The organism is Martinezella sp. CNPSo 3795 (genome assembly GCF_057784475.1).
The window spans coordinates 411,465-424,607 of record NZ_JBXSOQ010000001.1 but is presented as its reverse complement, the minus strand read 5'-3'; the positions used below and the strand labels follow the sequence as shown (position 1 = coordinate 424,607).

Annotated in this window: 12 protein-coding genes; all 12 read right to left on the bottom strand. The window is 61.1% G+C overall.

From position 1 onward, the window contains the following. Positions 1-197 precede the first annotated feature (197 nt). The 12 genes from AC13QY_RS02040 to pcaD all read right to left on the bottom strand — a co-directional run bounded on the left by AC13QY_RS02040 (position 198) and on the right by pcaD (position 13,052). Positions 198-725 carry a winged helix DNA-binding protein gene (locus tag AC13QY_RS02040; RefSeq protein ID WP_069610284.1) on the bottom strand — a complete coding sequence of 176 codons (528 nt, stop codon included), beginning with the start codon at positions 723-725 and terminating at the stop codon, positions 198-200. Between the two features lie 83 nt (positions 726-808). Then, complete coding sequence (locus AC13QY_RS02035) at positions 809-4,435, bottom strand: hydantoinase B/oxoprolinase family protein (protein WP_113351043.1); 3,627 nt, start codon at positions 4,433-4,435, stop codon at positions 809-811. Positions 4,436-4,673: 238 nt separating this feature from the next. Next, positions 4,674-5,390, bottom strand: a complete 717-nt coding sequence (locus AC13QY_RS02030; protein ID WP_113350637.1) for an ABC transporter ATP-binding protein — start codon at positions 5,388-5,390, stop codon at positions 4,674-4,676. Further along, entirely contained in the window at positions 5,371-6,135 is a 765-nt protein-coding gene (locus AC13QY_RS02025) for an ABC transporter ATP-binding protein (RefSeq protein WP_113350638.1), read from the bottom strand. The genes AC13QY_RS02030 and AC13QY_RS02025 overlap by 20 nt, the downstream gene beginning before the upstream one ends. After that, complete coding sequence (locus tag AC13QY_RS02020; RefSeq protein ID WP_113350639.1) at positions 6,132-7,136, bottom strand: branched-chain amino acid ABC transporter permease; 1,005 nt, start codon at positions 7,134-7,136, stop codon at positions 6,132-6,134. Before AC13QY_RS02020 ends, AC13QY_RS02025 begins: the two co-directional genes overlap by 4 nt. A gap of 1 nt (position 7,137) precedes the next feature. Further along, complete coding sequence (locus tag AC13QY_RS02015) at positions 7,138-8,001, bottom strand: branched-chain amino acid ABC transporter permease (protein WP_113350640.1); 864 nt, start codon at positions 7,999-8,001, stop codon at positions 7,138-7,140. 90 nt (positions 8,002-8,091) lie between these two features. Beyond that, the gene (locus AC13QY_RS02010) at positions 8,092-9,264 is read right to left on the bottom strand and encodes an ABC transporter substrate-binding protein (protein WP_113350641.1); all 1,173 of its coding nucleotides are present in this window, start codon (positions 9,262-9,264) and stop codon (positions 8,092-8,094) included. 145 nt (positions 9,265-9,409) lie between these two features. Continuing rightward, positions 9,410-10,462, bottom strand: coding sequence for a 3-carboxy-cis,cis-muconate cycloisomerase (locus AC13QY_RS02005; protein WP_113350642.1), 1,053 nt, complete (start codon positions 10,460-10,462; stop codon positions 9,410-9,412). Positions 10,463-10,465: 3 nt separating this feature from the next. Next, positions 10,466-11,080, bottom strand: a complete 615-nt coding sequence (gene pcaG, locus AC13QY_RS02000) for a protocatechuate 3,4-dioxygenase subunit alpha (protein ID WP_113350643.1) — start codon at positions 11,078-11,080, stop codon at positions 10,466-10,468. Further along, a complete protein-coding gene (gene pcaH / locus AC13QY_RS01995; RefSeq protein WP_113350644.1) occupies positions 11,080-11,829 on the bottom strand; it encodes a protocatechuate 3,4-dioxygenase subunit beta in 750 nt (249 codons plus the stop codon). Before pcaH ends, pcaG begins: the two co-directional genes overlap by 1 nt. A gap of 12 nt (positions 11,830-11,841) precedes the next feature. Continuing rightward, positions 11,842-12,246 carry a 4-carboxymuconolactone decarboxylase gene (gene pcaC / locus AC13QY_RS01990; RefSeq protein WP_113350645.1) on the bottom strand — a complete coding sequence of 135 codons (405 nt, stop codon included), beginning with the start codon at positions 12,244-12,246 and terminating at the stop codon, positions 11,842-11,844. Further along, the gene (gene pcaD / locus AC13QY_RS01985) at positions 12,246-13,052 is read right to left on the bottom strand and encodes a 3-oxoadipate enol-lactonase (RefSeq protein WP_113350646.1); all 807 of its coding nucleotides are present in this window, start codon (positions 13,050-13,052) and stop codon (positions 12,246-12,248) included. The genes pcaC and pcaD overlap by 1 nt, the downstream gene beginning before the upstream one ends. Positions 13,053-13,143: the final 91 nt, after the last annotated feature.

Here is a 13,143-nt window from a genome sequence, read left to right as displayed (position 1 = left end):
TCGGTCAGCCGACACAGATCGTTGGGCGGATTGTCGCCAACGGATCGCACAGGCCTAATATAGGTATGAAATGGCAGAATAGATAAGAGGGGGAATTTGCGTGTGGTCCCGATGGGCTAATCTATATTAGACCACAACAAGATGCGAACCTGTGCGAGAGACTGAGAAGATTTGGCCGAGACTTGCGCGCGTCTATCCTAGAGCGTGGCGGCCGACCGCGCCGCCTGTTCGTAATAGCCGGACAATGCCCTTAGATGCGAAGCGATATCGGAGAGATCGTCTTGCGAGAGACCCGATACTTTCGTTGCCTCAACCAATAGCCGCTCGCGAATTTCGGTATAGCGCTTCAGCGCGTCCAAGCCCTTATCCGTCACCCGGATGGTCTTTTCCTTGCCGGCCTTGCCGCTCTTGACGAGGCCTGCCGCCTCGAGCTTCTTGATGGCGTAATTGGCAACATGCGTGTCTTCAATATCGAGGACGAGGCAGAGATCGGCGAGCGTCTTCGGCCGGTCGCGATGCCGCACGGAATGGATGATCAGGATCTCGATCGGTGAAAGACCGGGCACGCCGGCCGCTGCCATGCAGCGCACTAGCCAACGATTGAAGGCATGGGAAAAGAGGATCGACCCGTATTCCAGCTCCGACAAGGCTGGCGAGCTGCCGCCGGCAAGATGGGCCGATGATACGATCAACTCGCGTCGTTTGCTCTTTTCCTCGGACGTCACCTGAAAACTCCTTCGAACCGGATCAAGGCCCAGCAGATTCGACGGGCCGAGCGATCAAGGCCGCTCGACCCGGCATCACATTGCTATTCCTCCCGTTTTCCGTAGCCGCCGCCGGTGGGAGTGACGACCGTAAAGGCTTCGCCAGCTTCGAGCACGGTATGGGCCGAGCCGATCAGCTCTTCAATCCTGCCATCGTTGCGGCGGACATAATTGCGGCCAGTCTGTCCGGCTTCGCCGCCCTTGATGCCGAAGGGCGCCACACGCCGATGGCCCGACAGGATCGCGAATTCCAGCTTCTCACGCGTGCGGATCGTGCGCTGCGTGCCGTTGCCGGAGTTCCATTTGCCGCGCCCGCCCGAATTCGGACGAATATGGAAATCCTCCAGCACGACGGGGAACCGCGTCTCAAGGATTTCGGGATCGGTGAGGCGCGAGTTGGTCATGTGCGTATGCACAGCATCGGCGCCGTTGAAGCCCGGTCCTGCCGGCGCGCCGGAGCAGATCGTCTCGTAATATTGATAGGCATCGTTGCCGAAGGTCAGATTGTTCATCGTGCCTTGGGCTGCGGCAAGCGCCTCGACCGCGCCGAACAGGCAGTTGGTCACGGCCTGACTGACCTCGACATTGCCGGCAACGACGGCAGCCGGATATTTCGGCGTCAGCATCGTGCCTTCGGGGATGATGATCCGGATCGGCCGGAGGCAGCCGGCATTCATCGGAATATCCGCCTCGACGAGAACGCGGAAGACATAGAGGACGGCAGCGCGCGTGACGGGCTGCGGCGCATTGAAATTGTCGGGGCGCTGCGCCGATGTGCCGGTGAAATCGACCGTCGCCTCGCGCTTGTCCTTGTCGATCGAAATCTTGACGACGATCTTGCAGCCCTGATCCATCTCATAGCTGAATTCGCCGTCCGACAGACGATCGAGGACACGCCGCACGCTTTCCGCCGCGTTGTCCTGAACATGGCCCATATAGGCATCGACGACATCTTCGCCGAAGAGCGCGATCATCTTCTTCAGCTCGGCGACGCCCTTTTCATTGGCGGCAACCTGGGCCTTGAGGTCATTGATATTCTGCGCCAGCGTGCGCACAGGATAGCGGGCACCCGTCAGCAGCTTGGTAAGCTCCACCTCGCAGAACCGGCCCCGATCAAGCAGCTTGAAATTGTCGATATAGACGCCTTCCTCCTCGATATGGGTGGCAAGCGGCGACATCGATCCCGGCGAGATACCGCCGATATCGGCGTGATGGCCGCGGCTGGCAACCCAGAAGCGGATCTTCTGACCGGCATCATCGAAGACAGGGGTGCAGACGGTGAGGTCAGGCAGATGCGTGCCGCCATTATAGGGCGCATTGATCAGGAAGACATCGCCCGGATGAATGACGGCATTTTCGCGGATCGCGGTCGCAACGGAGGCATCCATTGAGCCGAGATGAACCGGCATATGCGGCGCATTGGCGACCAGATTGCCTTCGGCATCGAAGACGGCGCAGGAGAAATCCAGCCGCTCCTTGATATTGACCGAATAGGCGGTGTTCTGCAGCGTCATACCCATCTGCTCGGCGATCGACATGAAGAGATTGTTGAAGATCTCCAGCATGACGGGGTCGGCCTTGGTGCCGATGGCATTGCGCTCGGGCAGCGCCTTGATGCGCTTGAGAACGATATGATCCTTTGTGGTCAGCTGCGCCTGCCAGCCATCCTCGATGACGATCGTCTGGTTCGGCTCGATGATGATGGCCGGGCCGGTGACAGTCTGGCCCGGCTTGATCGCCTCACGCAGGACGACGGCCGCATCGTGACTTTCGCCGTTTGAGTAGAAGGCGGTGCGCCTTGCAGCTTGCGCCTCACCCTCGGCCGCCGCTTCAAGCTCGACTGCGATATCGGCAGCAGCACCGCCGATCGTTTCGATCTCGACGGCTTCCACGACCAGAGGCTTGTCCTCGGCAACGAAACCGAAGCGGCGCTTGTGCAGCGTTTCGAACTGGCTGCGCAGCCGCGCGGGATCGTCGATTTCGGGGAAAGTCGTCTCGACCGCCAACAAGGTATCGGTGCCGGCATAGCGGATATGGGCGCGCTGGACCGTCTTGATGTCGCCCGTTGCGACGCCCTGGGCTTCCAACTCGGGCACGCATTCGCCGCGCAATTCGCTACCGAGCGCTGCAATGGCGACGGGTGCGGCATCATCAAGCGAAACGCCGAGCGCTTTCTGGCGCGTTGCCCTGATATCGGCAAGGCCCATACCATAGGCCGAGAGAAGACCGGACATCGGATGCAGAAGGATGCTCTTCATGCCGAGCGCGTCGGCAACCAGGCAGGCATGCTGCCCGCCGGCGCCGCCGAAGCAGTTGAGCGCATAACGCGTCACGTCATAGCCGCGCTGTACCGAGATTTTCTTGATCGCCTCGACCATATTGGCAACGGCGATGCGGATGAAGCCGTCGGCGACGTCTTCCGGGCTGCGGCCATCGCCGATTTCGGCTGCGAGTGCGGCGAACTTGGACCGCACCGTCTCGACATCGAGCGGCTGGTCCTGATTGGGTCCGAAAATGGAGGGGAAGAATTCCGGCAGCAGCTTGCCGGCCATGACATTGGCGTCGGTGACGGCCAGCGGACCGCCATTGCGATAGCAGGCCGGACCCGGAAAGGCGCCGGCCGAATCCGGGCCGACGCGGAAGCGATCGCCATCGAAATGCAGGATCGAGCCGCCACCGGCGGCCACGGTATGGATCAGCATCATCGGCGCACGGACGCGTACGCCGGCCACTTCCGTCTCGAAGGCGCGTTCATATTCGCCGTCGAAGTGCGCCACATCCGTGGAGGTGCCGCCCATGTCGAAGCCGATAACATTGGCAAAGCCCGCCTGCTCACCGGTCTTCGCAAGGCCGACAACGCCACCGGCGGGGCCTGAGAGAATGGCATCCTTGCCCTGGAACATGTCTGCCGCCGTCAGCCCGCCCGACGACATCATGAACATGACGCGCGCGCCGGTCCGCTCGACATCGAGCTCATCACAGACCTGGCGGATATAGCGTCCGAGAACCGGCGAGAGATAAGCGTCGATCACAGCCGTATCGCCGCGGCCGACGAGCTTGATCAGCGGCGAAACCTCATGGCTGACCGAGACCTGCTCGAAGCCGATCGACCTTGCGATCCGGGCAACGGCCGCCTCATGCGCCGGAAATTTATAGGCATGCATGAAGACGATGGCGACGGAGCGATAACCTTTGGCGAGAAGGTCACGCAGCGCCATTTCGGCGGCCTTTTCGTCCAGAGCCAATTCGACGGTACCGTCGGCAAGCACGCGCTCTTCGATCTCGACGACATCTTCATAGAGCGCTTCCGGTTTGACGATCTCGGTCGCGAAGATTTTCTTGCGTTCCTGGTAGCCGATGCGCAGCGCGTCACGGAAACCCTTTGTCGTTACCAGAGCGAGGCGCTCGCCTTTGCGCTCGAGCAGAGCATTGGTGGCGACCGTCGTGCCCATGCGGACCTCGCCGATTGCACCTTCGGGAACCGGCTCACCTTTGCCAAGACCAAGATGCAGGCGGATGCCGTGAACGGCTGCGTCGCGGTAAGCCTCCGGATTTTCAGAGAGGACCTTGCGGGCGTGGAGAGCGCCGGACGGATCGCGCCCGACAACGTCGGTAAAGGTGCCGCCGCGGTCGATCCAGAAATCCCAACGACCCGAAATATTCTCCGACAAACCCGCCTCCAGCAGAACGACACCAACAACGATGACAATATATCGATAAATCGTCAACGTTTTGTCGTCAACATAAATCGCCGATAGCGGCGCGTTTCACCACTAGTATGTCGAGTCGGCCAAGAGGCAAGCGAGGGCAAAGTCGCGATCAGCCAGACCAGATAGGCTGGCGGCGCAACCGTTCCCGGAGCGATGAACCGTCATGAAATGCAAGGGCGCGAGGCCGCTGTAAAAGGTGCTAGTGCAGGCCACCAACGCCGAGCAGGCGTTCAACCGCGTGATGATCCGCGGCCAGCGCCTCGGGTGTACCCTTCCAGGCCAGCCGGCCGCGCTCCAGAATAATGACATCGCTGGCAAAATCCAATGCGCTCTGGATGCGCTGCTCCACCAGCAGGATCGTCATGTCGCCCGCCTTGGCGAGCTTGGTAAAGGCCGCCATCAGTTCCTCGCAGATGACGGGGGCAAGCCCCTCCAGCGGCTCGTCCAGAAGCAGGACTGAGGGCCGGCCGAGGATGGTGCGGGCCGTCGACAGCATCTGCTGCTCGCCGCCGGAAAGCTGGCCGCCGAGGTTTCTGCGGCGCTCCTGCAGGCGTGGAAACATGTCATAGGCTTCCTGCAGGGCGGCCTTCGGCCGCCCCTTCAGCCCGACGGACAGATTTTCCTCCACCGTCAGCGTCGGAAAGACGTCACGCGTCTGCGGCACATAGCCGAGGCCCTGATGAGCGCGGCGTGCGCTCGGTAAGCCGGCGATATCGGCCGAGCCGAGCCGGATGCGGCCATCATAGCGCCGGGTCTGCCCGGCGAGCGTGGCCAGCAGCGTGCTCTTGCCCATGCCATTGCGGCCGAGCACGGCGAGCCGTCCGCCTGCCGGCACGGAAAAGGAGACGCCTTCCAGCACCCGTGTCGGACCATAACCGGCCGACAGATTTTCGACTTCAAGCGGCGTGGCCGGCATTGGCGTAGCTCCCCAGATAGGCTTCGCGCACCCGCGCATCCTGCGTCACGTCTTTCGGTGATCCGTCGAATATGATCGTGCCGGCCGCAAGCACCACGACGCGCTTGGCAAAACGGAAAACGAGGTCCATGTCATGCTCGATCATCAGCACGGCGAGATCGGCAGGCAGATCGGCCAGCGCCTGCTCGATGCGGCCGGTGTCGCTCTGCGGCACGCCGGCGGCGGGCTCGTCCAGCAAAAGCACCTTCGGCTTCAGCGCCATGGCAACGGCAATTTCCAATAGCCGCTGCTGGCCATAGGCAATCTCGCTGACTTTGCGATGCGCAAGCGCGCTGAGGCCGAGCGTTCCGAGTAGTTCCTCCGTTTCGGCCATGACATCGCGCATGGAGAGGAAGTTACCGAACATGCGACCGGAGCGACCCGTCCGCTGCAGCACCGCCATGCCGACATGCTCGGCCGGCGTCATATCCTGAAACAGCCGCGTCACCTGGAACGAGCGCACCAGCCCGCGTCGCACACGACCGATGGCATCGACCTTGTTGACGTTCTGACCGGCAATGCGGACTTCACCGGAATCCGCCTGCAGATTGCCCGTCACGAGATTGACGAAGCTGGTCTTGCCGGCGCCGTTCGGGCCAATGAGAGCGACGCGGTCGCCCGGCGCCATCGACAGGCTGACATTGTTCGTCACCGTCAGCCCGCCGAACGCCTTCTTCAGATTGCTGACTTCGAAAATCACGCTCATGCCCGCGCCTCCCTACGACGGGCCACATAGGCAGCCGCCGTGCCGTAAATACCCTTGGGCGCGAAGAGAACAACGAGGATGAGAAGCCCGCCGACGATCGTCAGCCAATGGAAGGGGTTGGCGGCGGAGACATAATCCTCGAAAAGCATGAAGATCAGCGTGCCGACGAGCGCACCAAACAGCGATCCGGTGCCACCGAGCACGAGCATGACCAGAGCCTCGGCCGATTGTGTGAAGGAGAGACTGTCGAGACCGACGACCTGCGTAGAGATCGCATTCAGCGCACCGCCGATGCCGGCAACAGCACCGGAAATGACATACATCTTGATGAGAGCTACTTTCGGCGAGGCACCCATAGCGCGGATGCGCAAGGGATCCTGCCGGATGCCGCGGCAGAGCATGCCGAAGGGCGAACGCACGAGAAAGCGCAAAAGCACGAGCACGATCAGCAACAGTGCCACGCCATAGAAGTAGGCCGTGTGCCCATAGAGATCGAATTCGAAAACACCGAACAGCGGATCAGCTGAAATACCCGACAGGCCGTCGCTGCCGCCTGTCCAGCTCGACGCCTTGTTGGCGAATTCGTGGAAGAGATAGATCAGCGCAATCGAGAGCACGAGCTGCGGCAGGCCATGAGCTCTCAAAATGACAATGGAGCAAATCAACCCGGCAGCCGCGCCGCCGGCGATGCCGGCAAGCGTCATCAGCAAGGGATCGTTGATGCCGTAATGGGCTGACGCAATGCCGGCTGCATAGGCACCCGCGCCGAACAACGCCGCATGGCCGAGAGTCGCCACGCCGCAATAGCCGGTGACAAGATCGAGCGATAGGACGAGAAGCGCGATCGCGATCAGTCGGGTGAGAAGAGCGAGATTATCCGGAAACAGCAGGTAGCCGGCGGCAGCCAGCAGGACGATGACCGCCACCGCGATAAAATCCTGTCCAAGTGTGCGATGTCTGGTCACGATCGAAGCGGCCTCTCTTTCAAGCGTCAGCGCCATGTTACTTCATTCTCCCGGCAAAGCCGCGCGGGAAGACGCAGACAATGGCAATGACGGCCAGATAGAAAAAGAATTCCCCATATTCCGGCATGAGGTAGCGGCCAGTCGTATCGATGCAGCCAAGAATGAGGCAGGCGAGCAGCGCACCGGAGATCGAGCCCGCGCCGCCGACCGAGACGACAACCAAGAAGGTCACCATGTAGCGCAGGGCATAATAGGGCTCGACCGGCAGAAGCTCCGCACCCACCACGCCACCGAAGGCGGCCAGCCCGACGGCAATGGCGAAGCTGACCGCATAAACGATTTCCGTCCTGACGCCGAGAGCGGCCGCCATCGCGGCATTATCGACGGAGGCACGCAGCTTGACGCCGAAGGAGGTCTTCTCGATCGTGTACCACAAGGCCAAGGCGACGATGAGACCGCAGGTGATTGCGAAAATGCGATGCGTGCCAATGGTGCGGAAGCCAAGATCGACGGAGCCCTGCAGACTGCCCGGCAAGGGGATGGTTTTCAAGGTTGGGCCGAAGACATAATTGGCAATGCCGATGATGCAGAAGGTGATGCCGATCGTCATCAGCACCTGCGTCAATTCAGGCGCGCCATAGATGCGCCGATAAAGCAACCGTTCGATCGGGATGGAGATGATGACGGTGCCGACGACCGCCAGCAATACGGCGGCGCCATAACCAAGCCCTAGATCGCGCGCCGCATAGGAAGCGATATAGCCGCCGATCATGGCAAAGGCGCCGTGGGCCAGATTGACGACGCGCATCAGCCCCATGGTGACGGAAAGGCCGATGGAGATGACGAACAGCACCATGCCGTAAGCGAGGGCATCGACTGCTATGCTGAGCACGGTTTGCATTGATATCGCTGGTCCGGTTTGTGTAGCGCGGCCGCTGCCATCACACGCCTGAGGATGTCTACACTCAGGCGCATGAAGTTTTGGCGCAACTTACTTCGCAGCGGCAAGGCCGGGATCGCCCTGCTTCTCGAAGGTCTGGATTTCCTTGTTGTAGTACTTGCCGTCATCGCCCTTGGCGACCTCGCGCAAATAGATGTTCTGCGTGATATGTCGGCTTTCGGGATCGATAGTAACGGGACCGCGCGGGCTGACCCAGGACAGGCCCTTCACGGCATCGACCGCCTTCTGCGCATCCTGCTTGCCGCCGGTCGCCTCGATCATCTTGTAGATGACATGCATACCATCGAAGGCGCCCACGGCCGGGAAGGTCAGCTCGGCCGGATTGCCGATCGCCTTGTCGGCGGCTGCGACAAAAGCCTTGTTTTCGGGCGAGTCATGCGAAATCGCGTAATGGAAGGTCGTCTGCATGCCGAGCGCGGCATCACCAAGCGCCGGCAGATCGGACTCCTGTGTCAGGTCGCCCGGCGCAAAGAGCTTGATGCCGGCGGACTTCAGGCCATTCTCATTATAGGCCTTGACGAAGCCGAGCGTAGTCGGGCCGGAGGGCAGGAAGGCGAAGACGCCCTGCGCGCCGGAATCCTTGATGCGCTGCATGATCGGGCTGAAGTCATTGGTCGAGAGCGGCATGCGGATCGCCTGCACCACTTCGCCACCCTGCTTTTCGAAGCCGGCCTTGAACGCGTTTTCGGCATCGACGCCCGGACCGTAGTCGCTGACGACGGAGATGACCTTCTTCACGCCGGCATCGTAGGCAACCTTGGCGATCGGCGTCGAGGTCTGCCAAGTGGTGAAGGACGTGCGTACGACGAGCGGGCTCTTGGTGACGATTACCGAAGTGGCAGCGTTGAAGATCACCATCGGCACATTGGCCTGCTTGAGGATCGGCGTCACGGCCATCGCATCCGGCGTGAAGTAGAACCCGGCGAGATACTGGACCTTCTCCTTGACGACGAGCTCCTGGGCGAGCGACTTCGATTGGGCGGGATCGGCCTGCGGCACGTCGCGATAGATCACCTCCACCTCATCATTGCCGACCTTCTTGCCATTGACGGCCATATAGGCATCGATGCCAGCCTTGAAATTCTTGCCCTGCAGCGCGAACGGACCCGAAAACGGACCGATGACGCCGACCTTGATAGTATCGGCATAGGCAGCACCGCCAAGAGCAACGGCCGCAATGGCGGCCAAGACAAACCGTTTCATTTTCTCTCCTCCCGGCAGCCGTCTTTTTGAGCTGCCCTTGATCATTCAAATTCTGATCATCGCCAATTTCTCATGAGAAATGGTGATGTAAAATGAAATAAAACCTTGCTTCCATACCGATTCAGTTATGGATGCGACGAATATCCTACTCAGCCGTCGTTCCCAAGCGCTTGATCGAACCGACCAGTTGCAACGCGTGGCGCAATGAAGCTGCCGTTGCCACCACCATAGGCGGCAATAGCAGCCATTCCAATGTCCAGGCGGCGCCAGAGCGCTCCTGCTCGTGTACCAGCGACTGGTGAATGCCGGAAAGCTGGACGGCATTGAAGCGAGCTAGCGTGACAAGCGTTTCAGCCGCGACCGGATTTTGCTTGTGCGGCATGGCGGAGGAGCCGCCGCCGCCGGCGAGTTCGATCTCGTCGCCCGCCTGCGCCAGAAGTGCCACGTCCTGGCCGATCTTGCCAAGGCTGCCCGAGATCATGGAGAGCAACCCCGCCAGCTCGGCAATGCGCGCCCTTTGGCTCTGCCATTGCGGCTCGTCCGTAAGCCCAAGCGCCTGCGCCAGCGCGCTCCTTACTTCGGCTGCCTTCTCGCCGATTTTTTCGAGCGTGCCCGCCGCGCCGCCGAACTGCAGCGGGAAGCTTTCCTGCGTCAGCCGATCGCGATACTGATCGAGCGGATGCTGCCACGCCCGCAGCCGATCGGACACGGTGATTGCGATCGCGGCCTGCATCCGGGTGCGGCCCATGAGCCGGTTCGAACCGAAACGCTCATCCAGTTTGGTAAGCGCGGACGATACCGCGAAAAGACGACCAATCAGGACAAAAGCGGCCGCCTTCAGACGTAGCATCAGGCTGGTGTCGATGACATCCTGGCTGGTGGCGCCGAAATGGACATGCTTGCCTGCATCCTCACCGACCGCCTCGCGCAACTGCCGAACAAGATCGGGTACGACGACGCCATCGGACGCCGTTGCCGTCTTCAGGCTTGGCAGGTCAGGCTCGAAAGTCGTGCAGACCTCCGCGATCCGTCCAGCCACCTCCTGCGGGATCAAACCATGCTGCGCCTCGACCTTGGCAAGTGCCGCTTCGAAAGAGAGCATGGCGCGGATATCAGCCTCGGCGGAAAAATATGCCGCCATCTCCTCGTCACCGAGAAGACCAGACAGAAAAGGGTGGTCGAAGGGAGAAACGCTCATGGCCTATATATCGAGGAAAACCGTCTCTTTGTCGCCCTGCAAATAGATATCGAACGTGTAGACGGAACCTTCCTTGTGGGCGATCAGCGTTGCCGCACGATCCTTATGTTCGATCCGTTGCAGCAAGGGATCCTCGGCGTTGGCGGCGGCCTCTTCGGGGAAGTACATGCGCGTGTGCAGGCCGATATTGATGCCGCGTGCCACGATCCAGACGGTGATGTGCGGCGCCATCTTGCGGCCGTCCTTGAAGGGAACACGGCCCGGCTTGATGGTCTCGAAACGGAAGACGCCGTCGGTCGAGCTGGTTGGGCAACGCCCCCAGCCGGTAAAATTCGGATCAGCCGTGCCGCGCAGCTCCGAGGGGCTGTTGTAGAGCCCGGCACTGTCGGCCTGCCAGATTTCGAGAACAGCATCCTTGACCGGCGCTCCCGCGCCATCGAGAACCCTGCCCGTCACGGTGATACGCTCGCCGAGCGTCTTGTCGTTCAACATGACGGAGCCAAGGTCGGTTTCGTAGACACCGCCGATCTCGCTATAGTTCGGCGTCAGACCGATATGGACGTAAGGCCCTGCCGTCTGCGACGGCGTTTCCTTGAGATAACCGAGATCCTGTACCATCAATTGCCCTCCAGCCGGTTTTCGAACAAGGTCGACCGGCGACCACGCAGCACGATGTCGAATTTATAGGCGCGGGCATCCATCGGGATCGTATTGCCCCAGTCGAGCGGTGCGATCAGCTGCTCGATCGCCTGTTTGTCGGGGATCGTGCCGACGATCGGACATTTCCAGATCATTGGATCGCCCTCGAAATACATCTGCGTGATCAGCCGCTGCGCAAAGCCATGGCCGAAGACGGAGAAGTGGATATGCGCAGGGCGCCAGTCGTTGACGCCGTTCGGCCAGGGATAGGCGCCGGGGCGGATGGTGCGGAAGGCATAGCGGCCTTCATCATCGGTGATGGCGCGGCCGCACCCACCGAAATTCGGATCGATGGCCGCGAGATAGGTTTCCTTCTTGTGGCGATAACGGCCGCCGGCATTGGCCTGCCAGAACTCGAGCAGGACGCCCGGCACCGGCCGGCCGCGCTCATCGAGCACGCGGCCATGGACAATAATCCGCTCGCCGATAGCGCTCTCGCCCGGCTTGGCAAAATTATGGATCAGGTCGTTATCGAGCTCGTTCAATATGGAATGGCCGAAGACCGGCCCGGTGATCTCCGAGATCGTGCCGTCAAGCGACAGCAATGCGCGCTGCGGCGAGCGCAATACGGACGTCTTATAGCCGGGCGCGAGGGCCGGCGGATGCCAGGCGCGGTCTCTCGCGAAAAAGGCGCCCGTTTCGGGCTTGCTGTTGCTTCTATCGGACATGTCTGCCTCGCTTCATGCCGCCTGTTCGGCGTCCATCTGTTCGAAAACCTGCTTGGCGATCTTGATCGCGTGGTTTGCCGCCGGCACGCCGGCATAGATCGCCACATGCAGAAGCGCCTCGCAGATATCGTCGCGCGTCGCGCCGGTGTTGCGCGTGGCGCGCACATGCATTGCCACCTCGTCATCCTGGCCGAGTGCCGCCAGAAGCGCGATCGTCACGATGGAGCGCTCGCGACGGCTGAGCGTCGGGCGCGACCAGACGTGCCCCCAGGCCGCTTCGGTGATCAGCTCCTGGAAAGGCTTGTCAAACTCTGTCACGCCCTGTTGCGCGCGATCGACATGCTCGTCGCCCAGGACTGCGCGGCGCGTTCCCATGCCCTGCAGATAACGCTCGGACGGCGCGGTGGGATCATTCATCAGGCTTGTTCTCCACGCAGGACGACATCGATGAAGGCACGGATGACTTCGGTCAACGCCTCGGGTTGTTCGACGCAGGGGATGTGGCCCGCGTCTTTGATAACTTCATAACGCGCATTCGAAATAAGCTTTGCCGTCGAAAGCACCAGCTCCGGCGGCGTCGAGCCGTCCTGATCGCCGACGATGCAGATGGTTGGCACGGCGATCTTTGCCGCGGCTTCGGTCAGATCGGCATCGCGAAGGGCCGCGCAGGTAGCGGCATAGCCCGCAACCGGCTGGCGGATCAGCATGTTGCAATAGCCGGCATAGGCGAGGTTTTCCAGACGACGGAAGGCGGGCGTGAACCAGCGCTCCATGATGGAATCGACGATGGATTCGATACCATCAGCCTCGACCTTGGCGATGCGGGCATTCCAGCTCTCGGTCGTGCCGATCTTGGGGGCAGTATCGCAGAGGATCAGCGCCCGTACCAGGTCCGGTCGCCGCTGATAGAGCGACTGCGCGATCAGCCCGCCGACCGACAGGCCGCAAACGATCGCATTTTTGACCGAGAGAAAATCGAGCAGGCCGGCGAGGTCGGTCGCATGGTCCTCAATGGTATAGGGCATCTGGCCGAGATCGGAGAGACCATGGCCGCGTTTGTCGTAAAGCACGATGGCGAAATCGCCGGCGAGCCGCACGATCACATCCCGCCAGATCCGGAAATCGGTGCCGAGCGAATTGGCAAAGACAAGAACCGGCTTGTCGGCGGGGCCGCCAATGATCTGGTAATGGATCGTGACGTCGTTGATGCGGGCAAACTGCACTGGAAATCTCCTCGGGTGCGAGATTGGATGTATAATCTGGTTAGGTAAAATGATATTTCTTTGCTCTACGATAACTCCGGGGTTATGGGTG